Origin of the sequence: Streptomyces sp. NPDC096311 (assembly GCF_044763085.1) — a bacterium.
Classification (GTDB): domain Bacteria; phylum Actinomycetota; class Actinomycetes; order Streptomycetales; family Streptomycetaceae; genus Streptomyces.
The window spans coordinates 16,184-41,349 of sequence record NZ_JBIWFN010000005.1; the positions used below are offsets into that span (position 1 = coordinate 16,184).

20 protein-coding genes and 1 pseudogene are annotated in these 25,166 nt (G+C 68.1%); 16 read left to right on the plus strand and 5 right to left on the minus strand.

The window, feature by feature from the left end:
- Window positions 1-48: 48 nt before the first annotated feature.
- From ACIRA5_RS14305 to ACIRA5_RS14320, 4 genes are all read left to right on the plus strand, one after another.
- Entirely contained in the window at window positions 49-534 is a 486-nt protein-coding gene (locus ACIRA5_RS14305) for a hypothetical protein (protein ID WP_403690746.1), read from the plus strand.
- Complete coding sequence (locus ACIRA5_RS14310) at window positions 531-779, plus strand: hypothetical protein (protein WP_403690747.1); 249 nt, start codon at window positions 531-533, stop codon at window positions 777-779. Before ACIRA5_RS14305 ends, ACIRA5_RS14310 begins: the two co-directional genes overlap by 4 nt.
- Before the next feature lie 197 nt (window positions 780-976).
- On the plus strand, window positions 977-1,510 hold the full coding sequence (locus ACIRA5_RS14315; RefSeq protein ID WP_403690748.1) for a hypothetical protein: 534 nt from the start codon (window positions 977-979) through the stop codon (window positions 1,508-1,510).
- 136 nt (window positions 1,511-1,646) lie between these two features.
- Window positions 1,647-2,168, plus strand: a complete 522-nt coding sequence (locus ACIRA5_RS14320; RefSeq protein ID WP_403690749.1) for a hypothetical protein — start codon at window positions 1,647-1,649, stop codon at window positions 2,166-2,168.
- A 43-nt stretch (window positions 2,169-2,211) separates the two neighbouring features.
- On the opposite strand, the gene ACIRA5_RS14325 is transcribed toward ACIRA5_RS14320, so the two are convergent.
- Complete coding sequence (locus tag ACIRA5_RS14325) at window positions 2,212-2,355, minus strand: hypothetical protein (protein WP_403690751.1); 144 nt, start codon at window positions 2,353-2,355, stop codon at window positions 2,212-2,214.
- Between the two features lie 289 nt (window positions 2,356-2,644).
- On the opposite strand from ACIRA5_RS14325, the gene ACIRA5_RS14330 reads away from it, so the two are divergent.
- The 4 genes from ACIRA5_RS14330 to ACIRA5_RS14345 all read left to right on the plus strand — a co-directional run bounded on the left by ACIRA5_RS14330 (window position 2,645) and on the right by ACIRA5_RS14345 (window position 9,301).
- Window positions 2,645-3,004, plus strand: a complete 360-nt coding sequence (locus ACIRA5_RS14330; RefSeq protein WP_403690752.1) for a hypothetical protein — start codon at window positions 2,645-2,647, stop codon at window positions 3,002-3,004.
- A gap of 485 nt (window positions 3,005-3,489) precedes the next feature.
- Window positions 3,490-4,977, plus strand: a complete 1,488-nt coding sequence (locus ACIRA5_RS14335) for a hypothetical protein (protein ID WP_403690753.1) — start codon at window positions 3,490-3,492, stop codon at window positions 4,975-4,977.
- A 185-nt stretch (window positions 4,978-5,162) separates the two neighbouring features.
- Entirely contained in the window at window positions 5,163-5,579 is a 417-nt protein-coding gene (locus ACIRA5_RS14340; RefSeq protein ID WP_403690755.1) for a hypothetical protein, read from the plus strand.
- Window positions 5,576-9,301, plus strand: a complete 3,726-nt coding sequence (locus tag ACIRA5_RS14345; RefSeq protein ID WP_403690757.1) for an AAA domain-containing protein — start codon at window positions 5,576-5,578, stop codon at window positions 9,299-9,301. The genes ACIRA5_RS14340 and ACIRA5_RS14345 overlap by 4 nt, the downstream gene beginning before the upstream one ends.
- Before the next feature lie 25 nt (window positions 9,302-9,326).
- Here the strand turns inward: ACIRA5_RS14345 and ACIRA5_RS14350 are convergent, their stop codons facing one another.
- Both ACIRA5_RS14350 and ACIRA5_RS14355 read right to left on the minus strand, forming a co-directional pair.
- On the minus strand, window positions 9,327-9,755 hold the full coding sequence (locus tag ACIRA5_RS14350) for a restriction endonuclease (RefSeq protein ID WP_403690759.1): 429 nt from the start codon (window positions 9,753-9,755) through the stop codon (window positions 9,327-9,329).
- 652 nt (window positions 9,756-10,407) lie between these two features.
- Window positions 10,408-10,578, minus strand: coding sequence for a hypothetical protein (locus tag ACIRA5_RS14355; protein ID WP_403690761.1), 171 nt, complete (start codon window positions 10,576-10,578; stop codon window positions 10,408-10,410).
- A 124-nt stretch (window positions 10,579-10,702) separates the two neighbouring features.
- Between ACIRA5_RS14355 and ACIRA5_RS14360 the strand changes: the two genes are divergently transcribed.
- From ACIRA5_RS14360 to ACIRA5_RS14375, 4 genes and pseudogenes are all read left to right on the plus strand, one after another.
- Window positions 10,703-12,484 (plus strand): hypothetical protein, encoded by a 1,782-nt coding sequence (locus tag ACIRA5_RS14360; RefSeq protein WP_403690762.1) that lies wholly within the window; start codon window positions 10,703-10,705, stop codon window positions 12,482-12,484.
- 645 nt (window positions 12,485-13,129) lie between these two features.
- Entirely contained in the window at window positions 13,130-14,344 is a 1,215-nt protein-coding gene (locus tag ACIRA5_RS14365) for a hypothetical protein (protein ID WP_403690764.1), read from the plus strand.
- A 328-nt stretch (window positions 14,345-14,672) separates the two neighbouring features.
- Window positions 14,673-16,322: a hypothetical protein gene (locus tag ACIRA5_RS14370; RefSeq protein ID WP_403690766.1), complete on the plus strand. Its 1,650-nt coding sequence runs from the start codon at window positions 14,673-14,675 to the stop codon at window positions 16,320-16,322.
- Window positions 16,323-16,423: 101 nt separating this feature from the next.
- Window positions 16,424-16,792 (plus strand): annotated as a pseudogene (locus ACIRA5_RS14375) (transposase); the annotation flags it as partial.
- A gap of 1,036 nt (window positions 16,793-17,828) precedes the next feature.
- Here the strand turns inward: ACIRA5_RS14375 and ACIRA5_RS14380 are convergent.
- Both ACIRA5_RS14380 and ACIRA5_RS14385 read right to left on the minus strand, forming a co-directional pair.
- Window positions 17,829-18,014, minus strand: coding sequence for an IclR family transcriptional regulator C-terminal domain-containing protein (locus ACIRA5_RS14380; protein WP_403691316.1), 186 nt, complete (start codon window positions 18,012-18,014; stop codon window positions 17,829-17,831).
- A 377-nt stretch (window positions 18,015-18,391) separates the two neighbouring features.
- Window positions 18,392-19,027, minus strand: coding sequence for a TetR/AcrR family transcriptional regulator (locus ACIRA5_RS14385; RefSeq protein ID WP_403690768.1), 636 nt, complete (start codon window positions 19,025-19,027; stop codon window positions 18,392-18,394).
- A gap of 253 nt (window positions 19,028-19,280) precedes the next feature.
- On the opposite strand from ACIRA5_RS14385, the gene ACIRA5_RS14390 reads away from it, so the two are divergent.
- Genes ACIRA5_RS14390 through ACIRA5_RS14405 form a run of 4 tightly spaced genes read left to right on the plus strand, consistent with a single transcriptional unit; the run spans window position 19,281 to window position 25,084 of the window.
- Window positions 19,281-20,405: a VOC family protein gene (locus ACIRA5_RS14390; RefSeq protein WP_403691318.1), complete on the plus strand. Its 1,125-nt coding sequence runs from the start codon at window positions 19,281-19,283 to the stop codon at window positions 20,403-20,405.
- A 47-nt stretch (window positions 20,406-20,452) separates the two neighbouring features.
- Window positions 20,453-21,391 carry a fumarylacetoacetate hydrolase family protein gene (locus tag ACIRA5_RS14395; protein ID WP_403690770.1) on the plus strand — a complete coding sequence of 313 codons (939 nt, stop codon included), beginning with the start codon at window positions 20,453-20,455 and terminating at the stop codon, window positions 21,389-21,391.
- Between the two features lie 19 nt (window positions 21,392-21,410).
- Window positions 21,411-23,075 (plus strand): bifunctional 3-(3-hydroxy-phenyl)propionate/3-hydroxycinnamic acid hydroxylase, encoded by a 1,665-nt coding sequence (locus tag ACIRA5_RS14400; RefSeq protein ID WP_403690771.1) that lies wholly within the window; start codon window positions 21,411-21,413, stop codon window positions 23,073-23,075.
- Complete coding sequence (locus ACIRA5_RS14405) at window positions 23,072-25,084, plus strand: acetoacetate--CoA ligase (protein ID WP_403690773.1); 2,013 nt, start codon at window positions 23,072-23,074, stop codon at window positions 25,082-25,084. The genes ACIRA5_RS14400 and ACIRA5_RS14405 overlap by 4 nt, the downstream gene beginning before the upstream one ends.
- Window positions 25,085-25,166: the final 82 nt, after the last annotated feature.

Genomic DNA, 25,166 nt, shown 5'->3' on the forward strand with positions numbered 1-25,166 from the left:
ACACCATCAGGCGGGGCAGCATGGCCAGTGTCCGGACAGCTATGAGGCATGAGCGATCCCGTCCGACGCACGAAGACTGAACGCCGCGTCCCCCTCCCGGCGAACCTCGTCCCTCTGCTCACCCAGCGCGAGATCGAGACGTACTACGGCGTCTCCACCGGGCAGATCGACCGGTGGCGCAAGGCCGGAATGCCCGACGAGCCATTCGCCGGCCAGGGGCGCCGCTACGACCTCGCGAAGTGCCAGGCCTGGCATGAGGCGAACGCGACGGACGCCGCGTCGAGCCGGTGCCGGGTCTCGGGCCGCTCGCCGGAGCCGGTCGTCTCGTACCCGGCACCGTGCCGCGTGACCCGCGAGGAGCGACTTGCGATCCTCGGCCCCGACGTGGTCGCCGAGATCCACGCCCGGGTGAAGGAAGCCCCGGAGCCGAGTGACGAGCTCGTCGAGGCGCTCCGCCGGATCTTCGCGAATCCCGGGGGCGAGAGCCCCAAGCCCGGGTCGGCATCAGGCACGAAAGGCCCCACCCGGGCATGACACCGCAGGCGTTCGTACGGAAGCGCTGGCACTGGATCATCACCATCGCCTGGCGGGGGAGCCGCGTCTGGCACATGGAAACCGCCGACGGTGACTGCGGGCCACTCCCCGGTGCCAGCCGCCAGCAGCTCTACAACCACCTCTTCAACAAGACGGTCAAGGAGTACGGCGCTCCCCAGGGCGCCCGTGTCGTGTTCTTCTCGCTGGAGCCGGACGAACTCGTCCCAGACCCCGACGTCGAGTAGGGCACCGAGAGCGATGCGGTCGCAGGCATCAGGCTCCGCCTCGTGACGGCGAGACGTGTGCCAGGAACGTGCCAGCCGCCGGGTAAACCAGCAGGTCAGAAGCAACACACCGCATCCCTTATGCGGTTCGGGGGTAGCGAGGCGGCCTGTCCAAAATCACCTGCGTTGCCCTGATCGGCAGCCGTAGCATGCACGCCATGACCAACGACGCCGCCCCTCGCGAGCGGAATCCCTTCCTCGAAGCCGTGGGGCGCGTGACCCTCGCCGGTGCAGAACTCGATGTCAGCCTGAAGGGGCTTCTTGGAGCGATCGCTCATGAGCCAACACTGCTCATGTACGCCAACACACAGAACACCAGCAAACTCATTGACCTCTGCAAGATCGCCCTAGGCGTCGGGCACCTGGAGCCAGAGGCCGTCGCCGAGATCTCGACGTGCCTCGCCCGAGCAGACAAGTGCCGTGACCGCCGGAACGCCATCGTGCACGCCATCTACGCGCCGGCCGAGTCAGGCGCCGATTTCGAGGCGATGAACCCGGTGCGGAAGAGCGTGGGCTATCGAGTCTCCGCAGTCTCCGCGGAGGAGATGGAGGCATTCGCCGACGATGTCACTGTCCTGCGGGACGACATGTTCAGGGCTGGCTGGAACGCCCGGGCCGCCAAGCTGCCTGGGATGCAGCCCATCCCTCCCCGTGCCCCTGGCGAGACGGTCAACGGCGTCACCGCCAACTGACGAGTGGAGGCACCGCTTCGGGGCGACGCAGCAGGTACCCATCACCCGTACGGTCACAACCGGGCCACAGAGCCAACCCGACGTCGACAAACAGCGCATGATGCCCATCTCGACAGGCACGTCCGGGGGGGGGACCATGCGCACCCGCACCATCACCGTCAACCTGATCGCCACGCTCGCTCTCTCGCTCACCGCGTGCAGCAGCGACGGCAACAGCGACCAGGCTGACGACGCGAAGACCAGCACCGCCAGCACACCAGCCGCCAGCACCTCGGCCAGTGCCAGCGCCGCGAAGGCCGGCCACTACGGCAGCGCGCAGGACATCGGCGACGCGCTGGCCGCCGCGGGCCTCACCGTCTCCAAGCCGGAGAAGGAGAGCGAGAAGAACTACATCAGCGAAGTGGGCGGGACCGCCTACAACTTCACCGTCACCGACCAGGCCGGCAAGGCGACGCACGGCACCGCGGGCATCAACATGTTCCCCAACGCCGAGGCCCTCGCCGCGTGGATCCCGCTCTCCAAGAGCTTCGGCGGCGTGGCGGTCACCGGCGACACCTGGGCAGTCAGCTTGCCCACCAGCGCAGAAGGCGCCCGCGAAGACAGCAAGCGTCTGGCCCCGAAGGTCGCCAAGGCGCTGGACGGCACCGTGCAGCAGTAGGCACCACCGACACCCGAGGCCCCGTCTACCGGCGGGGCCTTCGTCACGCCAGGGTGGCAGCGCTCCGGGACGGCGCCCTGTTGCAGTCTTCGGTGCCGCCCTTGAGCATGCCGTCAACGATCACGAAGGCGTCCCAGGCGTGGACTGTGGCCGCCGCCAGGATCTTGTGACTGGCGTTCTCGTTCACGTGTGCTTGATCTCCTGAGACGCTAAAAGCGTGTTGACTTGACGGTCGTCGACGGCGTCGACGCTTGCTTGTGGGCCTGACTGCCGGCACACGAGTGGGGAAGCTCTCGGGCGCAACCGAGGTGGGGAGGGTGCATGGGTGGGTTGTTGAGCCGAGCGGCACCGCGGGAGATGCCTACGAGGACGGCGGTACTCATGGGCGCTTCCTCGCGTCATGGGCCGGGCCGTGGTTGTGCTGGGGCCGCATGCGGGTGCAGGCTTGGTGCAGGAGGGTAGACCGTGGCGACGGAGTGGCTGCGTTCTTCGGCGAGGTCCGGGACCGTGGCTCCGGCTTCGTACCGTGCCCCCAGGGACAGCGCGAGCTTCTGCCACTCGGCGGCCCGCGCTGCGGCGCGCATCCGCAGCGTCTGCTGCGTGGTGCGCACGGCCGCCGCAGAGACCTCCTTGATGTTCAGCAGGCCATCCTCAGCGGCATCGACGAGATCGATATCCTCGCCGTGGGTGACCTGCCCCCCGAGACCGACTTCGACGCCGTCGTGGCCCTGTGTCAGCGCGGCCTTCAGGAACTGAGCCGTCTCACTTTTACCGTCGCTGGCATCAGGCTCTGGAAAGGGCAGGCCTCCCTCCGCGAACGCGCTTCCATCAACTGAAGCGCTTTTACACTTCCACGCTCGCCATGTCAGGAGAGCACGACTCCAAGACTGTGCAGCTGCTGTCCCGCCACGCCCGATTCTCCGAAACCTGGGACACGTATGCGCAACCCCCGCGGACTGCCGCAGAGCTGAGGGCCAACGTTTTCAGTAGCGCATTCAGCATGACGAGCTGACGCCGCATGGGATTCCGAGCTACGGAGCCTGCCGGAAGGACCCTCCCCGGGTTGCCGTGGTGCCTCTCGGCCCTCAGCCCCATGACAAGGCCTCTGTCTCGTACGTCAGAAGCACCGCAGGCGATGGCCCATGGGCGGAGGCCGCCGAGATGTGACGTGGGCGTCCCAGGGGAGAAGCACGGCCGATTCCCTACCGCAACGGCCGGATGATTCTAGCCAATCTCTGAATGCGGTCTGGCGTTGCCGAATGGCCGACGTCAGTCTCATGTCTGAAGAGGTACGTCCGCGTGTTCAGGGGGAGGGACTGCCGTGAAAGACGCTCTGAGTGCTGCGCAGATACTGGAACGCCTCTTGGATTCGGTTGTGGTCGCTGCGGATTCCAAGAACGCACTGATCGGCAGCGTGGAAACAGCGGCTCGCGCCGAGGACAAGAAACGGCAGCGGAATCAGCAGAAACAGGCCGAGGAAGCGGAGCGGGAGGGCCGGCCTCGCAAGGAGGCGCCGCCGGAACTACGCCGCAAACAAGGGTTGCGTGCCCTGCCCGGCTCCGAGCTGGGTGCGTCCGTGCAGCTGCCGTACATCGCGCTGCTGCACCACCTCGCGCGAGGTCTGTCGCTCACCCAGCGCGGCGCGGCTCGCGGGCTCGCGGAGCACTGGGGCAGCTTGAAGTACATACAGGCGTTGCAGGCGGGAAAGGGCTCGTTCCTGTGGCTCTCTGGGGAGGGCAAACGCATCGCCAAGCACTACAAGACGCTTCAGTCGGAGGAGCTGGGCCAGGCGTTCGCTCTCACGCTCGCTGAACGCATCCTGCGCAGCCGCTATCCGCATCACCACGTCTCCATCGTCCACTCGGACACGGTCCTGCGCGCAGGATGGGCTCTGACCAGCGCGGAAAGAGAGAACAAGGACAACAAGAGTGTGAGTGTCGGTTACCGTTACCGTCCGCAGTACCTGGCCGAGGTGTGGAGTCCGGACCAGCCGTCGATGATCTTCCCGATCGCGTGCAAGGGCAACCACAGCGGGGCGTCCGTCTCACACACGCAGCTTGCTGCTTGTGCGGCGTACGTGGACGGCGTTCACATCGGGGCCTGGAACGAGACGCCTGGTTTGGTTTTCAGCACCGAGCTTCCCCTCGACGGGCCGGTCACCGTCCATGCCCTGCATGCGCCAGGACACGGATCTGACCTCAGCCTGAGCGGGGATGAAGGCGGCCGTGAGGTGGACTTGGACCAATCCCCGCGCCAGCTGGAACAGTTCCCGGGGATCGAGCGCCCTGCCGAAGCGGGGCGTCATTTGCCTTTCGAGCCTGGCTGCCAGGTGAAGCCTGATCAGTTCGCGTGGTTTCAGCAGACCTTCGCCCACACCGACGCCGCGGGGCTGATGGCATTCGCCGGAGCGGGCCGGGCCACCGCAAGGCTTCTGACGAAGCGGCAGGGCCGAGAGTTCTTCGAGGCTTTCGAGCATCCGGCAGCAGGCAGCGTCCAGGACATCACCTGCTCGCTGCTGGGTGACGAATTCGCCGGTACCGATCACGTCTTTCGCCTCAACGGCGACCACGTGGAGGCCTTCTCCGGAGTCCAGGCAGATCTTTTTCACCATCTGGCCAGGGGCACACGAGCCGGTGACGACAAGGCGGAGCGAGCACAGGTGTCGGCATGGCGCAGCACCCTTCATGAGCGGAGGAAAGCCTGGCCCCGCACAGACTGGGACGATGAGTGGGGTGGGCCGGTCTCCATCCGCGAGGACGGCACAGTCGTCGCCCTTCGCAGGGTGAACGTGAAGAAGACAGGCAACTGAACTCGGGCCGGTCTTCCCTCGCAACAGTGGTCATGCCGATCAGGCGGGAAGCCGCGGCGATTTCAACCCCGTCCGCCCCTCGCCGATGGCCGAATGCCGCCCTGCCCGCTGGTCGTCGAGCTGTGCCAGCGGCACCTTCATGCCAAAGTCATCCCACGTGACGGCCCGATAGCAAGGAGTGGTGAATGCAGGACGGGGGGCGCCAGTGGCGGCTCGTGGTGCCGGCCGGCGGGGATGCGCTGCGGCAGGAACGGCTCACGCGTGATCTGTACGCGGCACTGCACGAGGCGGAGGGCGTGGCCGTCGGGTTCGCCGATGCCGGCCAGCCCTCGGAGCCTGGTCACAAGGGCACCGGAGTCGGCGAGGTCGCGCTGTGGGCCGCCACGGCTAGCGCCATTGCGCGACCCGCCTCACAGGTCCTGATCACCGCGATCAACGAATGGTGCGCCAGGGACCGGCACCGCAAGGTCGAGGTCACCTACGACGGGCATTCCGTCGCGATCACGGGTCGGCCGGACGCCGCTCAGGAGCGCGTGGTCTGCGATTTCCTGGACAAGGTGGGTGACGCCCCCTCCGGCGGGCCGGAGGGCGGCGGGGAGTGACCCGACTGGTCAGACGCCGTGCCCTGTTGATCGGCAATGAGCACTACGACGACGGCCGCTTCCCGCCCCTGCCGTCCACACAGGCCGACACCTGGGGCATGGAACAGGTGCTGCAGCACCGCAACATCGGCGGGTTCGTCTCCGTCACCTCCCGGGACAACCTGGCCGCCGATGACATGCGGGAGGTCATCAGCGAGTTCCTGGAGGCCTGCGAGCAGGACGAACTGGCCCTCGTGTACGTGTCCGGGCACGGCGCTCGACTCGTGCGGGACGGCGGTGAGTTCTACTTCATCGCCACGGACACCGACTTCGACCGGATCGCCGAGACAGCGGTGAGCGCCGGCTTCGTCAACGAGCAGCTCGAACAGTGCTGGGCCTCGCAGAAGGTCATGATGATCGACTGCTGTCGCAGCGGCGGCTTCGCCGTGGGCCTGCGCACCTCCGACCGGCAGTCCGCATCGGTGGCGAAATCGGCTGAGCAGCCCCTGCTGACCAGCCGTGGCACGTACGTGCTGTCATCCTCACGGGCCGGTGAGGACTCGTACGCCGATGTGGCGAGCACCGCCGAGGTGCGGCCGTCCGACTTCACCGCCGAGGTCATCGAAGCCCTGCGCACGGGCAAGGTGAGCAAGGACGGCAAGGGCGATGTGTCCGTAGAGGACCTCTTTCACCACGTCAACCGGCGCATGCGGGCCCAGGGAGCCCGCCAGGTACCGGTGAAGTCCGCGTTCGGCGTCGATGACCGCATCGTTCTCGCCGACTGCCCGCTCGGCGCAGCCCCGTTGCTTGTGCCGCTGACCCGTCGGCCTGTCTCGTCGCCTGGGCAGGCAGAGCAGACAAGCACTCGCAAGTCCGCGCAGTCTCAGCCAAGTTGGCCCCGTCTGTTCGACTACTACCGTGAGTGCGTGCTGTCCGATGAGACCGATACACCGCTGATGTCCGTAGGCGATCGGGACTCCTCCTATGTCTGCTTCTCCGGCTCGGAGCGCCTTCTGTCCGGTGATGTCGACGACGACGGCTGTATCTCCGTCCCGGCAGAGGCCAGCCCTCTGATCGAGTCCGCCACCGAACAGGAGGCCGAACTTTGGGCCGGCTACCCGGCCGTGGTCGTGACCGGACCGCGTGGCGGCCGACCGTGGCGGCACCCGAAGTTCGCTCCGTTGCTGATCCGGCGTGTGGAGATCGTCTCGGAAGGCGGCCAGGTGCGGCTCAAGCCCTACGGTCCTGTCCAGCCGCACCCGCAGCTGGCCCGGGACTGGCTCGGTGAGGAGGAGGCTGCACAACTCGCCGACACCTTCCAGCCCACCTGGCATCGCGGCCAGCACGATCGTATGGCCGTCGAAGCGGGCAAACTCCTCATGGAGGAGTTCGAGCTGCCGTGCGTTCAGGAACTACACCCCGATCAGCTCGCCGACCGGATCGACACCCACACGCCCAGTCACGGCGCCCGCAATACTGCCGTCCTGTTCGCGGCACTCCCCGACACCGCCTACACGAAGAAGCTCCTCGACGACTTCGCCGACATCGCGGGAAAACCGGAACGCATCCAGGCGACCGCACTCGCCGCCCTCTCACCCGACGCGGCGGAACGCACCCGCGCACTGGCAGCGCCGGAACCAGAGCCGCCACGTCTGGTGACGCCGCTGCCCTGCAACGAGGCCCAGGCCGCCGTACTGCGCTCCGCGATGACCCGGCGCCTGACCGTCGCCACCGGACCGCCCGGCACTGGAAAAAGCCAGCTCGTGGCCAATCTCGTCGCCACAGCGATCACCAGCGGCCAGAGTGTCCTTGTGGCCTCCAACAACAACGAGGCCGTGGACGAAGTCTGGCGCCGCTGCGAAAACCTCGTACCCGGAAGCGTCATACGCACCGGCTCGGCCCGCGCCAAGTCCGGGAACTACGTCGAGACCGAGGCGAAAGGCCTGGACGCCCTGCGCACAGCGCCGGAACCCGTGCCCAACGTGACCACGGCCGCCATGGACGTCGACATCGTCCTCAGCCACCTGAACCAGGTCCGCCAAGGCCTCGCCCACATCGCGAAGAGCGAGAAGAACCAGTCGCAGGCCGGCGGACTGCGCGAGCAGCACGCCGAGCAACTTGCCCTGTCCGTGTCCGAACTCACCGAAAAGCTCCCGCAGACAGAGCGTCTGGACCAGCTGGAAGCCCGTGCACGACGCCTGGCTCACGCACGGTTCCTCGGCTCTTGGCGCCGCACCCGCTTCCTCCACAAGATCGGACTGGCAACCTTCGACGGTGACCCCGTGGAAGGCTGCCTCTCATTCGCCGGCTTCGCGGCCGCGCACGCCTCCTGGCACAACGGATACGCACAGGTTGCCGAGGTCGACGACGCGGCACTGGCCACGACACTCGACACCGCCGAGGCCGACGTACAGAACACCTCGCATGCCCTCCTCGAAAGCGCGGTGCGGACCAACGCCCGCGCCGGCCGCCAGCGCATCCTCAACCTTCTCAGCGCCCGAGACAGCGACCGCACCGACTGGCCCGCCATACGCGAAGTACTCCCCGCGGCCCCCGGCTGGGCCGTCACCAGCCTGTCCGCCCGCCGCTTCCCTCCCGGCCCCGCCCTCTTCGACCTGGTCGTCATCGACGAGGCCAGCCAGTGCGCCATCCCGCACGTGCTCCCGCTGCTGTACCGGGCAAAACGTGCCCTGGTCATCGGGGACGCCATGCAGCTTCCGCACATCGCCAATGTCGGCCCGGAGCGCGAGGTCCTGATCCGCCGCAACAACGGTCTGCGCTCCGCCTGGCTGGAGAAACACCGTCTCGCCTACCGCCGCCACTCCGCGTTCCACGCGGCCGAGCGGGCCGCCGGAGGCACGTTTCTCCTCGACGAGCACTTCCGCTGCCACCCGGACATCGCCGCCGTGTCCAACGAACTCTTCTACGAACAGGGCCTGACGGTCCTCACCGACACCCGAGGCCGGCCGTCCCTGCCGAGGCGATCCATCTTCTGGTCACACGTTGCCGGGCGAGCTACCCGGCCCCCGTACGGCAGCTCCTGGGTGAACTACGACGAGATCAGACAGGTGGACAGCTTCGTACGCACCCTGCTCCAACAGCTTCCTGAGCACGCCACCATAGGTGTGGTCACGCCGTTCAAGCCGCAAGCCGACGAACTCCGGGACCGGCTGCGGCAATACGACCAGCAGCGCGTGCGCGTCGGCACCGTACACACCTTCCAGGGAGGGGAACGCGACGTCATGGTCTTCTCCCTCGTCGCAGGCGAGGGCATGCACGCAGGCGCCATCGGCTGGGTGCACCGCCAGCTCAACTTGTGGAACGTCGCCATCACGCGCGCCCGCAGCCACCTCATCGTGGTCGGGGACATGAACCTGTGGCGCGAGCGGGGCGGTGTCGCCGCCGAGCTCCTCAACGCCGCCACCACAAGCGGCCCCCGCACCGACGACCGCGAGACAGGCGACCTGGTCCGGCGCCTCTACCAGGCCATGTCAGCACAGCCCGGAACGACAGCGGCTCTCGGCGAAAGTATCAACGGGCATGCGGTCGATGTACTCGTGCGGCCCCCGGATGCTGCCGGCCCCCACGCGGTCCTGCTCGATTCCGGCCCGGACGACGGCGCGGACGAAGCACGCCACCTGCGCCTGATGCTGCGCCGCCGCGAACTCCTGGACAGCGGTGAACAAGGCGGCCAGGCCCGGCGCTACCCGGCATGGAGGCTCTACGACACCAGCACCGGCTGACCCAGAGGCGCTCCGGCAGTACGGGCTACCTTCCGTAGGCCTGCTTCCAGCGTGCCCGGTGACGGGCGTCCCCCTGGCCGCGACCGTTCACACTGCCCAGCGAGAGCAGGGACGCGCCGTTGTTCCACAGGCCAAGGTGATCGCGGTGCACGGCGAGAATGCCATGCTCCACTGCGAACTTCTCCGACGGCCCGCTGAACCTGGTTGTCGTCACGAACACGGCCACATCGGCCTGGAAGTGCACCTTGGCGCCCAGCAGGTCACGCAGCTCACGACTGGCGATGGCGCTGGTGGGCGCGTACCGCTTGCACTGGACCACCATCGTGCGGCCATCCGGCAGACGCCCGACGACGTCGGCACCGTTGTCGTGCGAACCACCGACTCGGCGTACCGCGGTGCACCCGTCCCGCCGGCACAGCGCGGCGACCAACTCCTCGAACTCGGTCCCGCTCATGGCATCCACCTCTGCCAAGGTCCTTCGTCCGGCCTGCACCGCGTCTTCGTGGCGCCACCGACCGTCCCCGGCTCGCAGCCCCCTGTCCGTACGCCACAACCACCAGACCACGAACCCCACACCGCCCAGGACCGCGAGTGCCGTGGCATAGGGCCACACGGCTGTCCAGAAGACCGCTAACGCGATCACCAGTCCGCCACCACCGAGCGCGACCGGCTTCACTGCTGACGTTCGCCAACGACGTGTAGTCGAGCCCTGCTGACGCCTAGCAACCATCGCCGCCTCCCCCTCAACCGTCCCTGTCGTGAAGTCTGGACAGCCCAGGGCAAGCTGAGAAGAGCACGACTCGGCCACTGCGGATTCCGCGTTGTATTGGGCAAGCCAGTCCGGGCTCACTCGGCAGCCTCGTCGGCCGAACGCTGCGGCCGCGGCCGACGGGCCGGGGCTCGTCGGCGGCTCCTTCTGCGGGAGGGCGGGCTCTGGCCGCCCAGGATGCGCCCCCGTGCAGGCGCACGGGGGCATCGACGGCGACGTTGGCGGCAGTCGCTGCCCAGCGTTCGTCCCAACGGCACCGGCGCACAGCGGGACCGAGAGGGCTTCACTGCCGACAGGTGCGGTGATCGCAGGGGAAGGCCGCTTCCTCTGCCTTGCGTCAGTCACCGTGGCCGGTCGAGCTGATCAGCGCTATCAGGACGAGGAGGCAGGTGGTGAGGGTGATGACCTGCTCGGCGCTCCAGCCCTGCTGGATGGTGAGGGTGATCGCGGCGGCGGTCACGTAGGGCCACGAACGGCGGTGCGGCTGCGGGGAGTTGGGCTTTGACATGACGGGCTCTCCAGGGGGACGGGTGCTTTGCTGGAGACCCACGGTCATTCATGATGGCGTTGTTCCCTCGAATCGAAGATGGTTGCCGCAGGTGAACACTGGTATATCGGGGACAACCCGGGGGTTGTTCCTGGACAAGCGTGAGACGGGGGAGTGGATGGGGCGGCCGCTAGGGGCGTTAAAAGGCCGGACGGAAGAGGCCAACGAGTTCGCCCGCTGGTTACGCAGGATCACCACCAACGTGACGGTGCGGTCCCTGGAGGAGGACTTCCCCTACGGCAAGTCCTCCTGGAGCGGGTTCCGTGACGGCAGCCGGCTCCCGTCCCCGGATCTGGTCAAGCAGGTCGCTGAGCGCTACCTGCGCGAACCTGTCATGCGTACACGCCAGTTAGAACAGGGGCTGCGCCTGCTGACGGCCGCTCAGCAGGCCGCGAAAGATCTGGAGGACAGGACTGCCCCGAGTAGCCAGGACCTTTCGGCGCTGCTGGCGGCCAACCGCCGGGTCGACCCGATGACCGTGGCGCTGCTGCGTCTGGACGACGCGCGGCTTCGTCAGATCGAAGCGATGCAGAAGCTGGCTGCTTCCGAGCGACGGCGCGAGGAGCTGGAGGCCATGGTTTCGGTTCTGGAGCAGCGCATCACGATCATCGAGAGCGAGCGTGACCAGGCCAGACAGGAGACCCGGGCCGAACTGCAGCGCGAGCTGCGGATGTCGCTCGAATACCGGCGCCAGGCCGACGAGAAACTGGCACACGCCCGCCGCGCGGAGGACCGGGCACGGCAGCTGCGGCTGGCGGCGGAGAAGCAGGTGGCCGTCGAGCGTGCCGCGCTGATGCGCCTCGACCGCGACACTGTCGCGGACACCCTTGCGCCGCCCATCCCGCCGGACTCGGCGATCAACGGCCTGCACCTGCCGCCCCTGCATCACATCCGCGATCTCCTCGACGCCGCCCAGGAACAGCTGGATGCCCAGGACGACGAGCTGGACGACCTCGGCGAGCAGTTGGGCGCGGAGCCGGGCAAGGACGGTTACGACGAATCTGTGGTCACCCAGATTGTTTGGGGCCAGGTGGTCGACTCCGACGGCCACCAGGCGGCGGATGTCCCACCCCACGCGCTGGACAATCCCAGAAAACCCCTGACCGGCCACGACGGACCGGCCACGCCCAAAGAGATCGGACCGGCGGCGCCACTCAATCAGGCCATGGACGGCCGGCACGCCGTGTCCATCGAGCTGGTGGTAAGCCTGAACGCAGTGGACACCCAAGACGCGCTGTCGTTGTCGCTGTCCCAACTGCTGCGCCGTACCGGCGTGCAATCGATCGGCGAACTCAGCGCCGCGCTACCCGATCAGATGAAGGACGACGTGCTCCGCGCCGCCGTCGGCCGCTGGATCGACGGCGACGACCTGCCCGCCACCTGGACCCAACTTGAGGAACTGGTACGGCTCATGGAGGCCACCGACGACGAAGTCGCCGCGTTTCGACAGGCCTACCAGCGGATCACTGCCAAGCGTTCCGCCACATGGTTCAACGGTGTGGACGACCTGGCCGAACTCGTCCCCTTCAGGGCGACGGAGTGGATCATCGCCGGCATGGCCCCGCTGGCCGTCACCGGCCTGACGACCGCCTACACCGCGGCCTTTCGGGCCACACCCGGACCGGGCGCGGCGAAGCTGGTGGCCTACGGCGTGGTGTTCTCGATCGTGTGCTCGCTCATCCTCTTCGCAGCGGTCCGGGTGGCCGTCCGCTCCGCCCGGGCGGAGGCGGCTTCGGTGCGTAAACGATTCACCGCCGCGGGTCTGGCCGCCAGTGTCCTGGCGCTGCCGGCCGGGCTGGTGACGCCGTGGCTCGTGGACTCCGACGGGCCAGGACTCTGGCTCGCCGAACTCGTGCAACTCCTCTAGGTCCGATGCCGTTGCTTGAACGTACGCCCGCACGCTCAAACAACCGCATCGCGGCAGGACGTCGTTCGTAAATCTCCTTGAGCAGTGTCGGCGAGGAGGACACGAGTCGCAGCCCAACCCGGATTCCTCATGATCGACAGCCACCAGAAAATCCCTGGACACGGAGAGCGGACCGGCTGCCATAACTGGCTCCCGCTCCTGACCGGCCGCGGGTGGTTCAAGCCTTCGAGGGCACCCCACTGATCTGGGCCGAGGTCCACGTCCGCCTGGTCGGTGACCTCCTCGGTGATCAGAAACCGCAGGACCTCGGCGGGGTTCCAGCATTGTGTGCGTGCGCTGGTCAGCACGTCGGGCGCGGCTTTACGTAGGTAGGGCAGGCGCATGCGGCGCATCAACCTGTGGAGCGGGCGGTGCCGGGGCCTGGAGAAACGTCATGGTCGAAATTTCTTTCGCGGGTCGTGGAGTGCGCCCATAGGCTCGACGGGTGATCCATATGGTGGTGCGTGGAGACAGCGGAAAGGCCGTGGCCCGTGCCGAGGCCGGCGTGGATTGGATGGTCGGCTTCCCGGATTTGAGCGCGACGAGGCCCCGACGAATCTGCCGGGGTCTCGTCGCATCAGGCGCATCCGCCCGTAGGGTTGAAGCATGAGCAGTTCTCTCGCTGCCATGTCCGAGTCCCTGCTCAACGCCGAGATGGCCTTCGCGGGCAAGCGATACGCTGCCCGCCGCACTGCTGAGCTGCGCTCCGAGGACCCCAGCAGGTCCGCGGAGCAGATCGTCGACCTGCTCCGCGACGAAGCAGATGCCGCGGAAGCGGAGTTCCGGCGGCTTCGAGACCCTCGGCTGAGGCTGGTTCTCCGTCGGACGCTTCCGGAGAATGGTGCCGTGGAACGGCAAATCGACTTCTCGCGCGAGCGGCAGATGCTCTGTGGGCGCTGCGATCATCGGTGGCCCGTCGATCTTGACTGGATCAATCGGTGGGAGCAGGCGAAGGAGACCTGCCCCGGCTGCGGCATGACCTGCGAGCACGAGGACTCGCCTCGGGTGACGCTCGACTCCGGCGACCCGGCACTCGACGACGACAGGGTCACGCAGTTCTCCTGGTACCACACGAGCACGCAGCCGGACTGGCCGACGCGGCACTTCGACCCGGCAGCCGTCTTGACCCCCGAGACCCGCAGGAGGATGGGCGGAGAGCAGGGGGTTTCCGCGTGGGCCGCGCGCCAGCGGGCGAAGGCCCTCCACGTCGGTACGTACGAGGCCGCTGTCCACAACATGCTGCGTCGGATCCGTGACCAGGCCGACCAGCGCAGCCAGTTCTATCTGTATCGGGTCCGTCTGAAGCCATCCGTCGTGGTGCGGGAGGGGTGGCTCGTCGACCCCGGCACCTCCGTCGGCGACGTTGTGCTCGACGAGGTCTGCCCGCCAGGCGTCGACGTCGCCCGCTACCTGAACTACCACGAGGATCCGGGAGGGCTCTCGCTCGCACTGGGGAGGAACGCGATCGCCAGCGTTCAGCGGATCGCGGTTCCGCTCCCCGACACCCGGGATGGCGGCTGGGTGCGCGATGCCGTCGCGGCTCTCGAGGGCGTGAGCGGCACCGTCGTCCCGGCGACCGGCAAGCTGGCCCGCTTCATGCGGCCGTCTTCGTCGCGAGCCGTCCTGGGCCGAGAGCTCGGTGCGTTCCTGGCTGGCAGACTGCCGGTCAACCTCCAGAGCCAGTTCGCGTCGGCCGCGGCGTTCGCGGAGGGAGAGGATCCAGAGCAGTGGGCGCGACGGGCCAGCGGCCTGTTCGGTCTGATCGACGATCCGACTCGCGTGCTGGCTGCGCTCGACCGGCAAGATCCCCGGGAGGTCTGAGAGGTCGTTAAGTCCGTTTCTGGTAGCGGCCTCGGCCGGGTTGGGTGAGGAAGCCTTGGCGGACGAGGCGGCTGCGGGTGACGTGGATGGCCCGGGCGTCGGTGGGCATGCCTAGGAGTTCCAGGCCGGAGTGTGCCGGCGGCGATGGGGTGTACAGCACTCGGCCTGTCCTGCTGCCGGGCTCTGAGCCTTGGGCTCTCAGCAGTACGGGTCCCCGATCATCGCCGGAGGCGTCACGGCCCGATCCAGCCGGATGCTACGAACGACTCCGTGGCTTCTAGTCGAACGGTCTCTGGTGCAAAGCCTGTATGAGTCGTCACAATGAGTTGTGCCGCGACAGCAAGCTGGCATCGACCGCATCCCAGCACCGCGCAACGACGACGAGCGCCTGTTACTCAAACTGGTCTGGCAGGAGGCAGCGAAGGAAGGCTGGCCTACCTTCCGCATGATCGACCTGAGTCTGTACCAGCAGGGCATCGACGCCGTGGAGGTGCTGGCGCAGATCCCACCGCATCTCCTAGTGGGCTGGCCCGATACCCGGCACCATGTGCCTTCGCCGAATACCTTGTTGAAGCTGACCGCCGCTGGCGTCGCCCACTGTGCCGAAACCACCGATGTGATCGACACCTTCGTCACGCTTGTACGAACGTTGGCTCATGTCGAGGAACATTGGCCCGCACGCAGTGAGCAGCCGGTCCGGCTGCACAGTAAGAACGCCCAAGCCGAAACGGGATTGCTTTCCCGACCGGAGTTGAAGGAGCTGTTGCGCCTGGGCTTCATCCTGTCGCGTGAAGAGCCATGGTGCGTCTACTCGGAGTCGCTGACCGACCCTTTCCCCCTTCGCACCTTCGCCATCAGGGATGACGGTCCGGAAGACATCACACCTACGGTTCACTGGAAAAACAACGTCGGCCTGTTCGGATGGGAATTGTGGGTTGACCGGCGAATCAGGGCCTACCGCGGTCTCGAAGACATCGGGGACTACTGGAGCCGGCGCTGCCGACAGCTCGCAGCAGCTGACCGGTTGGTGCCCGCTCCGGCACCACCACCGGTACGTGACCTGTTTACTCCGTGGCATCTGGACCAGCCGAGCCTGGCAGCACATGCCGCGCTTCTAGTGCTGTGGCTATCGGAGAAGGTCGACGAGGACATCCTGCGCTACGAGAATCCAGAGCAGTTCACCCAGGAACAGCAGCTCACTGACGCCCGACTGCAAGCTGTCCTGGCGTACGCCCAACAGCAGGGAACCATCGAAGTACTGCAGACACTCCGCCACAGCACCGTGCGGCTGACGATCACCGGCATGGCGACGGTGGAGCAGTTCCTGCGTGCCCGCCACACCCGCCGGGTCCGGTTCGACTACCTCACCAGCGCGCTGGTGAAAGCCGCCATGGACACCTACCCACAGTGTCGACTTGTGATGGAGGAATTCCTCGCCTCAGACGCTTTGTGCCTGTACCGGGACCGGCTGACACGGGAGGAAGCCTTGCAGGCAGCGGAGTATCTCGGCGAGAAAGGGCTGGCCGTGCTTGACCGCCGCGACGGGCGCCTCCAGGCGCTCCGCCTGGAGAGCGCGGGCATCGAATGTGGTCTCGCAGTGGAAGACGACTTGAGTGTGAGGGAGTTCATGGCAAACCAACCTGGTTTCAGCATCGGCACGGTCAATGGAAGCATCGTTCAATTCGGCAATCTCAACACCCAACACAACACCCAACACGTTAACCACGGCGCGTCGCCTGCGGAGTTGGCCGACTTCGCGCAACGGGTCTTGGGTGCTGCTCACACCACCGACCTCTCGGAAGAACAGCGCAGCCAGCTCATCGACGACGCCGAGCAACTTGCGAACGAGTCGGCCAGTTCCGCACCAAATCCCGGCCGGATGCGCCAGCTCGGCATCCGAATCCGTGACGTCCTCGCCCAGGGCGCTACTGACGCCATCACCCAAGGGCTATTGGATGCAGCCCACCACCTATTCTGAGGGGGCGTTGAGTCCCTTCTCTCTCGGGTCGTGATCACTCGATCGTGTGACTGACCGTCGAACAGTCCGGTGGCTAGTCATGCACATGCTGGGATGCAAGCATGGAGCGAAGACCGTATCCGAGCGACTTGTCGGACGAGCAGTGGGCGTTGATCGAGCCGATGATTACGGCCTGGAAGCAGGAACGGGTAAGCCGGTCGGCGACGGGAGCGGCTGGGGCCTGTGATCTCCGGGAGGTCGTGAACGCGATCTTCTACCAGAACCGGACAGGCTGTCAGTGGGGCTATCTGCCCCATGACCTGCCAGCCTGGTCGGCGGTGTTCTACTACTTCACGCTGTGGCGGCAGGACGGGCTCGACCAGCGGATTCAGGAACTCCTGCGTTGTCAGGTGAGGGAGAAGGCTGGCCGATTGGAGGACCCGTCCCTGGTGGTCATCGACACCCAGTCCGTGCGTGCGGCCGCGGGTGTTTTGTCGACCCGCTCCTGCAGAACCCGATCACCAATGGTGCGCCCTGCAGCGGACCCTGGAAGTGATCTCTGGCGAGAGCGTCTTGCTGACCGCACCTGCCGAGAACCACTGGTTCCTGGCGAAACTCGTGATGTGCGGCATGGCTGCGGCTCCCGTCGTTGGGTGATGGCGACATCGTCCGGAAGGGCGTCACGGGGGCGCAATACGGCTTCCGCTTCACGGAAGGTTCGATGTAGAAGGCCTGGTCAGGGGGTTGATCTGGTTGTGTCTCGGTGCTCGACCTCAGTGGAATGTGCAGCCGTGCCTTCTGTTCTTCGCCTGCAGCTCGTGTCGCTGCAGCATCGACGCTTTGCAACGAGTGACTGCTTTAGTCTCTTTGTAGTGATTTCCCGGCTGGATATGGCTGGTACAGCGGCAGAATTCGCCTAACTGCAGGTCAAGGTTTGGTCGCTGCCGTGACGGGAGGGGTTGGGGTCGAATCCGGGTCGAACTGGCCTTCTTTTCGCCCCGTCCGGTGGGTTGTTGCAGGTCAACACCATGATCGGACGTCATGGTGCTGGGTCGCGTAAGCGGCTGCCGAATCCGACGGCCGAGGGGCGGTCACCGGCAGGTTCTTCGTCTCTTGGTGGTACAAGCTTGATCGGCTACTGACCTGCGAAAACACCCTCGAAGGGGACAGGGAATGGCGCCCTGGTCCGCGAATGGTCCGGATCTTGCTGCTTGGCCGCACCGTAAGGGGGATCTCCCTGTGCGAGGAACGGTTGTCCAGCCGGTCGAAGTCGGCCCGGAAGATCGTCGGGCCCGTGGCCTGCTCGGAGGGTGCCGAGCCCACGCATCGGATCGGTCGCCGCGTGGAGGAGTAGTGAAACGGCATGCCACGCTTGCTCTGGGAACGCTCGTCAGGGGACCCACTCGGGGCCGGTGCCCAGCGACTTCCGTGATCCGCAACTCCCCTGCTCAAGGCGTATCCGGCACCCCCGCGCCTTGCGCGGCTGAGCCGGCGAAGGTCACTCCACCGGGCCCGGCGGCTGAGGCGCTACGAGTTCTTGCCGGCGATCAAGTCGGAGAGCTCCGTGGAACGCATGCGGACTTGTTCGCCATGACGTGTGATCACTCGTGGCGGCGTCCTGAATGAGGGGCCGACGACGCTGAGTGCGGCGACGATGGTGCCGTTCGCGTCGCGGACCGGTGCCGCGATGGCGGTGGCACCTTCGGTCGCGATCGCCTTGGCGACCGCGAACCCCCTGTTCGTCGACCTGCCCCATCAGGGCCGCGCCGGCCGCCGTTCCCGCCATGGCATGCTGCGCCCGGTCCAGTTGACGTGACGAATCGCCTGCGGGCTCGGTACTTGGCGGAGGTACATCAGGGTCTGGGCGGCGTCTGTACTCCACCGTTGCCAGTGACGCGCGTCGGAGCGGGGACGGGCCTTGGGCACTGGCCCGGATCTACACCTTCGACATCAGTTGAACCTCCGATGGGTGAGACCACTCCACTTGTGCGACCTCGTATCGCACGGAGCCCGCATTGCCCGGCCGGAGCAGCCCCGGCGACCGGTTCGCCGGACCCGCCCCGGCGTGGCTGCTGCGCCCGGCCGAGGCGTCAGTCGCCGGCAGGGAGGGGGTGCGCGGCGATCTCCCGGGCCTCGTCCGTGGGGACGCCCAGCATGCGCAGCATCATCTCCGCCATGGCCGCGGCGGCTTCGTCGCCGTCGGCGTCCGGCCTGGAGAGGTGTAGATCCAGGAGGGCCAGCAGGCTGCCGCCCAGTGAGGAGAGGGCGATCTCGGGGCTGGTGAAGGTGAAGCGGCCGGAGGCTGCGCCGGTCTGCAGGTCGCTCAGGGCGCGGGGGGCCAGACCGCGGTCGGAGTGGATGTGCCCGAGGCCGCGGTGGCGCAGGATCCGCATGATCTCGGGGTGCGTCTCGGCCATCCTGGCACTGAGTCGCACGCCGAACGCGACCCGCTCGGCGGGGTCGTCGATGCCTTCCAGACGTTCGTCGATGGCCCGGCCGTACTCGTCGAGAGCGTCAAGCACTGCCGCGTCGAACAGGGCGGTCTTGGATTCGAAGTGGTTGTAGAAGGAGCCGAAGCCCACGTCGGCCCGGTCGGCGATCGCCTGGATGCTCGTGTCGGTGTCGCCCGTCTCGGCGAGGATCTGCCGGGCGGCGCCGATGAGCGCCTGCCGGGTCGCGGCGCGGCGCCGTTCGAAGCGGTTGCTGGGTGGGGCTGACGTCGGCATGGGGCGATTCTAGCAATACTCACCAGAGATGATGGATTCCTCAAAAATCACCCCGGAAGTCATTGACGGTGCATCGCTCAGACATGATGCTTTCCTCAAACAGCAGAGCTGCTGATCGGCGCGCCATGGCCGCGATCCGGCCATCACCGGGTCGAACCCCCTGGGACGGGGGAGCCGGCATGGCCGCCCCGATGCCATCGGTGGTCCTGCCGTACGAGCCACGGAGGCACCCATGCCCGACCCTCACAGCACCATGTATGACGTCAAGACGGCCCACCAGGACCTGCACAGCGAGCAGGGCGCCCTGCGCGGCGAGCACGCCGGCCGGTCCCGGAACCCGGCGATCAAGGTCGCCGACCTGGCCTGGCTGGAGTTCGAGAAGCCCGACCTGGACCGCGCCGAGGTCTTCGCCCGCGACTTCGGCTTCGGTATCGCCGCGCGCACCGAGCGGGCGCTGTGGCTGCGCGGCACCTTCGCCGGCTCGCCCTGCATGGTGATCCGGCGCGGTCGTACGTCCCGTTTCATCGGCCCGGCGTTCCGCGCGGCCGAGGGACCCGACCTGGACCGGCTCGCGCGGGCCACCGGGACGGACGTGCGGGACGCGGACGTGCCGGGCGGCGGCAAGGTCGTGAACCTGCTCGACCCCTCGGGCTTCCCGGTGCGGGTCGTGCACTGCGGCGAGGAACTGCCCGCCCTGCCGGAGCAGCGGCCGCTGCTGCTCAACTTCGGCACCGATCACCGCCGTACGAACGTCACCCAGCGCCCGCCCCGCGAGCCGTCCCGCGTCCAGCGACTGGGGCATCTGGTGCTGGAGACAAGGGTGTTCGCACGGGCGCTGGACTGGTACCTGGACACCCTCGGCATGATCGTGTCCGACTTCCTGTTCCTGGACGGGCAGCGCGGCCGGGGTCCGGCGATGGCGTTCCTCCGCTGCGACCTGGGAAGCGTGCCGGTCGACCATCACACGCTGGCCATGCATCTCGGGCCGGGGACGGGTTACGTCCACTCCGCCTACCAGGTCACCGACCTGGACTCGATCGCGGCAGGCGGCGAGTACCTGAAGGAGCGCGGCTACCAGCGCAGTTGGGGTATCGGCCGGCACATCCATGGCAGCCAGCTCTTCGACTACTGGCGCGACCCGGACCACTTCATGCTGGAGCACTTCGCCGACGGCGACCTGTTCTCCTGCGACGTGGAACCCGGCTGGGCGCCCATGTCGACCAGCGGCCTCGCGCAGTGGGGTCCGCCGGCCACCCGCGACTTCCTCGGTGCCGGACCTTCACCCAGGCGACTCCGCGAGGTCATGGAGGCGCTGCGCGACGACAGCGAACTCGACCCGGCCCGGCTGCTGGGCCTGCTGAAGGCCGCCAACTCCTGACCCCCGCAGTCCCGGAAACCCCTCAACCCCCTCACAAAGGCACTGACATGAGCACCAACGTCCTGCGCACCGCCGACGGCTGGTGGGTCGTCCGCGGCGACCGCGCCGTCCCCGTCGACACCAAAGCCACGACCACCGCTGAACTGATCGCCGACCGGGCCGCGGTCCGCGAGGCCGCCGCCTCCGGCGAGCCCGGCACGCCCGCCGCCGGCCTCGTGGCGCTGTCCCCGGTCACCACCCCCTGCCGCGTGGTCGCCCAGATGGTCAACTACCGCAGCCACGCCCGTGACTCGGGCTTCACCGGCGAGATCCCGCCCGCGTTCTTCCGCAAGGCATCCGGCTCCGTCAGCGGTCCGGAGGACGGCATCGTCCGGCCCTCGCACGTGAAGTTCCTGGACTACGAGATCGAGCTCGGCCTGGTCATGGGCGCGCCGCTGCCCGTCGGCACCGTCGTGACCGAGCGGGACCTGTCCTCGTACGTCGCCGGGCTGGTCCTCACCAACGATGTCAGCGCCCGCGAGGTCCAGTTGACCAAGACGCAGTTCTACGAGAGCAAGTCGTACCCGACCTTCACGCCCACCGGGCCTTTCCTCGCCCTGCTGGAGCCGGAGGACTTCGCCCACCTGCTGAACCTGCGGCTGAAGCTGAGCGTCAACGGCGACCTGCGCCAGGACCGCACCCTCGCCGACATGATTGTCCGCCCCGCCGAGGCCCTGACCCTGCTGGCCCGCTTCCAGACCCTCGACCCAGGCGACCTGCTCCTCACCGGCACCCCGGGCGGTACGGCGCTGAAGGCCCCGCCCAAGCCCGTCGAGAAGATCGCCGCGCTGCTGCCGCCCGCCGTGAAGTGGAAGGCGTTCTTCAGGAGCCAGGCCCGCAATCCGCACTACCTGCACGCGGGCGACCTGATCACCGCGACCATCGCCACCCCGGACGGGCGGATCGACCTCGGCGGGCAGCGCACCGCTGTCGCGGACGCCCAGTAGCCCGAGGAGCGAGCCGCGCATGAAATCGAATCAAGTCGTCCCTGGCAGCGCTGCCAGGACGGTGCCGGTGGTCATCGTCGGGGCGGGCCCGGTCGGTGTCACTGCCGCCATCCTGCTCGCCCGCCGTGGGGTGCGCAGCATCCTGCTGGAGCGGCACCGGGACGTGTACCCGCTGCCGCGCGCCGTGGCCATGGACGACGAGGTCCGCCGGATCCTCCAGGCCGTCGGCATCCATGAGGAGTTCACCGCCATGGCCCGCCCTGCCAACGGCCTGAGGCTGCTGGACGCCCGGCACCGGGTGATGGCCGAGTTCCGCAGGGACGATCCGAACGGGTACCACGGCTTTCCGCAGACCACCCTATTTGACCAGCCTGAACTGGAACGGCTGCTGCGCGACGCCCTGGACCGCTGTTCCGAGTGCGAGTTGCGGGGTGGAGTCGAGGTCGTCGCAGTCGAGCAGGAGGAAATCGCCGACGGTCCGGGCCGGGTGCGGGTAGCGCTGCGTGACGAGGCCACGGGCGTGGTGGAGCACCTGTGGGCGCACGCCGTCCTGGGCTGCGACGGTGCGGGCAGCCTTACCCGGGACGCGATCGGCGCCGCATGGGAGGACCTGGACTTTGAGGAGGAGTGGACGGTCGTCGACGTGCGTACCAGCCTGCCGGTGCGCACCTGGGAAGGAGTCGACCAGGTCTGCGACCCGGACCGCCCGGGGACCTTCATGCGGATAGGCGAGGACCGCTACCGCTGGGAGTTCCGGCTCGGGGAGGGCTCAGAGGACCTGCCTGAGCTGGTGGCTCCCTGGGTGGACGTCCCGGCCGGCGGTGACGGGTTCGAGGTGATACGGCAGGCGCGGTACACCTTCAGGGCCCGCATCGCCGACCGCTGGCGCCGGGGCCGGGTCTTCCTCCTCGGCGACGCCGCGCACCTGACCCCGCCGTTCATCGGGCAGGGCCTGTGCTCGGGGCTGCGGGACGCCCACAACCTCTCCTGGAAGCTGGCCCGGGTGCTGGAACAGGGCGCGGACGACCGCCTGCTCGACTCCTACGAGAACGAACGCAAGCCCCACGCCCGGCACATGATCCGCCTGGCGGTTGCGATGGGCTGGGCGATGACGGGCGGACAGGACCGGGCCGCCGCCCTACGGCGCATCGCGCTCAGCGCTGTCTGCCGCATCCCCGCGGTCACCTCGTACGTCGCCGAACACGGTCTTGGCCCGGCCCTGCCGCGGGGCCCCTTGGCGCACCACGGCCGTCGCCTCACCGGCCGCCGCCTGGCGGGCACCCTCGTCCCCCAGCCACGGGTGACGACGGGCAGCGGGAGCGTCCGTCTCGACGATGTGCTCGGTGACTCCTTCGCGGTCCTGGCGGTCGTACCGCCCGCTCCGGCCGTGCGCGCCGTCGCGCAGGCGCTGGGCGCCCGGGTCCTCCACCTGACCTCCTTCGATGACGCTGCTCACGGGGACATGGCGGTCATCGACGACGGGACCCTCGCCGCCTGGCTGCGCGCCGGCCGGGCGGACGCCGTTCTGCTGCGTCCCGACCGGGTGGTGATGAGCACCGTTCCCACGGGTGGGGGCGGGTTCACCGGTACGTCCGCCTGGGCGCCGCTGCTGCACACGGCCCGCCGCCCCCTCCCTGCCCGACAGCCCGCCCCCGCACCCTCGCTGAGGAGCACCCTGCGATGACCGCACCGCACCCGCAGCCCTGCTGGACCCCGGACCCGGCCACCGCAGCCGGCAGCCGCATCGCGGACTTCGGCCGCTGGCTCGTCCACTACCGCGACGACGCGGCCACGGGCATCGACCCCGCCGATTACGCGGCCCTGCATCGCTGGTCCGTCACCGACCTCGAAGGCTTCTGGGGCGCGGCGTGGGAGTACTTCGACATCGACGCGGAGACCCCGTACGAGCAGGTACTCGCCGAGGAGACGATGCCCGGCGCCCGCTGGTTCACCGGCGCCACGCTCAACTACGCTCACCACGCTCTGCGGAGCCTGCGCGCCGACGAGCCCGCGATCATCGCGCTGGACGAGACAGGCTGCGGTTACGACGTGACCGGCGGCCGGCTGCGCGCCCAGGTCGCCTCCGTCGCCGCCACCCTGCGCGACCTGGGCATCGGCAAGGGGGACCGGGTCGTCGGCTACCTGCCCAACACCCCGCACGCGATCGTCGCGTTCCTCGCCGCCGCGAGCCTCGGCGCGGTGTGGTCGGTGTGCGGTCAGGACTATGCGCCGAGGGCCGCCGCCGACCGCTTCGCCCAGTTGGAGCCGACGGTGCTGGTGACGGCGGACGGCTACCTCTTCAACGGCACGACGCACGACCGCCGTGACGCCGCCCTCGAACTGGCCCGCGCCCTGCCCACACTGAAGGCCACCCTGCTGGTCGGACACGTGGGCCTGCCCTGGTCGTCGCAGCCGTACCCGTCGCTGGTCGTTCCGTGGGAGGACGCCGCGACCCGTGACGAAGAACTGCGCTGCACCCCGGTGCCGTTCGACCACCCGCTGTGGATCCTCTTCTCCTCCGGCACCACAGGCCTGCCCAAGGGCATCGTCCAGGGCCACGGCGGAATCCTGCTGGAGCACCTGAAGATCCTGGGCCTGCACTCCGACCTCGGCCCCGGCGACCGCCTGCTGTGGTACACCACCACCCACTGGATGATGTGGAACCTGGTCGTCTCCACCCTGCTCACCGGCGCCACGACCTGCACTTACGACGGCAGCCCGGCCCCCTCCGCCCGCCCCGACATCGTGTGGGAGCTGGCCGCGCGCCACCGCGTCACCGTCTTCGGCACCAGTCCCCAATACCTGCTCGGCATGGCCAAGTTCGGCATCGACCCGTCCGTGCACGACCTGTCGGCCATCCGCGCCGTGGGCTGCACCGGCTCCGCCCTGCCCGCCTCCGCCTACCCCTGGGTGCGCGACCACGTCGGCGCGCACGTCCAGCTCGCCTCCACCAGCGGCGGAACCGACGTCGCCTCCGGCTTCGCGGGCAGCGCCGCCACGACCCCGGTCTGGGCAGGGGAACTGTCCGCACCCAACCTGGGCGTGGCGCTCGCGGCGTACGACAGCGAGGGCATGCCGGTCACCGACCGGGTCGGCGAGCTGGTCGTCACCCGTCCCATGCCCTCGATGCCGCTGTACTTCTGGAACGATCCCGACGGCACCCGCTACCGGGACGCGTACTTCACCACGTACCCCGGCGTGTGGCGGCACGGCGACTGGATCACGCTCACCTCCTACGGCTCGGTGATCGTGCACGGCCGCTCCGACAGCACGCTGAACCGCAACGGTGTTCGGCTGGGAAGCGGCGACATTCACGACGTCGTGGAGAAACTTCCCGAGATCGCCGAGGCGCTGGTCATCGGCGCGGAGGAGCCGGACGGCGGGTACTGGATGCCCCTGTTCGTGGTCCTCGCCGAGGGAGCCGTGCTCGACGACGATCTGAGCGGGCGAATTCGTGACGCCGTCCGCACCGGTGTCTCACCCCGCCACGTCCCCGACGAGATCCTCGCCGTACCCGGCATTCCGCACACCCGCACCGGCAAAAAGCTCGAAGTCCCGGTCAAACGGCTGCTCCAGGGTGCGCCACTCGCGCAGGTCGTCAACCCCGGAGCGGTCGACACCCCCGACCTGATCGACTACTTCGTCCGCCTGGGCGCCGAGCGCCGGGCCGCACGGAGCGCCTCGCACGCGTAACTCAGCCAGGTCCCGGCCCGGTTGGCGGCACGCCCGCCAACCGGGCCGGGGGCATCCACGTCTACGCCCGTCCGGCGATGAC

Bases quoted from the DNA above. Each gene is read 5' to 3' on its own strand.
- ACIRA5_RS14405 (WP_403690773.1), top strand. From the start codon at position 23,072: ATGACCGCACCGCACCCGCAGCCCTGCTGGACCCCGGACCCGGCCACC.
- ACIRA5_RS14350 (WP_403690759.1), bottom strand. From the start codon at position 9,755: ATGAGCGGGACCGAGTTCGAGGAGTTGGTCGCCGCGCTGTGCCGGCGG.
- ACIRA5_RS14355 (WP_403690761.1), bottom strand. From the start codon at position 10,578: ATGTCAAAGCCCAACTCCCCGCAGCCGCACCGCCGTTCGTGGCCCTAC.
- ACIRA5_RS14390 (WP_403691318.1), top strand. From the start codon at position 19,281: ATGTATGACGTCAAGACGGCCCACCAGGACCTGCACAGCGAGCAGGGC.
- ACIRA5_RS14315 (WP_403690748.1), top strand. From the start codon at position 977: ATGACCAACGACGCCGCCCCTCGCGAGCGGAATCCCTTCCTCGAAGCC.
- ACIRA5_RS14320 (WP_403690749.1), top strand. From the start codon at position 1,647: ATGCGCACCCGCACCATCACCGTCAACCTGATCGCCACGCTCGCTCTC.
- ACIRA5_RS14395 (WP_403690770.1), top strand. From the start codon at position 20,453: ATGAGCACCAACGTCCTGCGCACCGCCGACGGCTGGTGGGTCGTCCGC.
- ACIRA5_RS14400 (WP_403690771.1), top strand. From the start codon at position 21,411: ATGAAATCGAATCAAGTCGTCCCTGGCAGCGCTGCCAGGACGGTGCCG.
- ACIRA5_RS14340 (WP_403690755.1), top strand. From the start codon at position 5,163: ATGCAGGACGGGGGGCGCCAGTGGCGGCTCGTGGTGCCGGCCGGCGGG.
- ACIRA5_RS14305 (WP_403690746.1), top strand. From the start codon at position 49: ATGAGCGATCCCGTCCGACGCACGAAGACTGAACGCCGCGTCCCCCTC.
- ACIRA5_RS14310 (WP_403690747.1), top strand. From the start codon at position 531: ATGACACCGCAGGCGTTCGTACGGAAGCGCTGGCACTGGATCATCACC.
- ACIRA5_RS14365 (WP_403690764.1), top strand. From the start codon at position 13,130: ATGAGCAGTTCTCTCGCTGCCATGTCCGAGTCCCTGCTCAACGCCGAG.
- ACIRA5_RS14385 (WP_403690768.1), bottom strand. From the start codon at position 19,027: ATGCCGACGTCAGCCCCACCCAGCAACCGCTTCGAACGGCGCCGCGCC.